Source organism: Pseudomonas sp. EA_65y_Pfl1_P113 (assembly GCF_963970525.1).
In the GTDB taxonomy this organism is placed as follows: Bacteria; Pseudomonadota; Gammaproteobacteria; order Pseudomonadales; family Pseudomonadaceae; genus Aquipseudomonas; species Aquipseudomonas tritici.
The window spans coordinates 1-408 of the sequence record NZ_CAXAQM010000703.1 but is presented as its reverse complement, the minus strand read 5'-3'; the positions used below and the strand labels follow the sequence as shown (position 1 = coordinate 408).

General features: G+C 55.9%; 1 protein-coding gene. It reads left to right on the top strand.

The genetic code is table 11. The features are described 5' to 3' along the window. Positions 1 to 49: 49 nt before the first annotated feature. The coding region (locus AACY52_RS31800) for a transposase domain-containing protein (protein WP_339437794.1) at positions 50 to 408 on the top strand (359 nt) is incomplete at its 3' end.

Below are 408 nucleotides of genomic sequence, written 5' to 3'. Positions count from 1 at the left end.
TCGAAGTTCCTAGAAAATCCGATGCCAGATATCTGGCATCGGATTTTTTATGTCTGTTCAGCAGCACCTGCTCGACCTCGGCGACCTTTTCAACTTTTCTGACCTGAGTACCTTCACTCAAAATATCCCCGTTGAGTGGGTGGCATCTGCGTTGGATCTCTCCAGTCAGGCAACCATCAGGCGCCGTCGTTTGCCTGCCGATCAAGTGCTCTGGCTTGTGCTTGGCATGGCGCTGTTTCGCGACGAACCGGTGCACGAGGTCGCTAGGCGGCTCAACATCTGCGCCCAAGGCTTGGCAACCGATCATCTGCTGGCTCGTAGCGGTGTAACAGAAGCCCGCAAGCGGCTCGGTTCAGATCCTGTCGAGTGGCTATTTCGCAAAACCGGCACTCAATGGGGCTCCGAGCG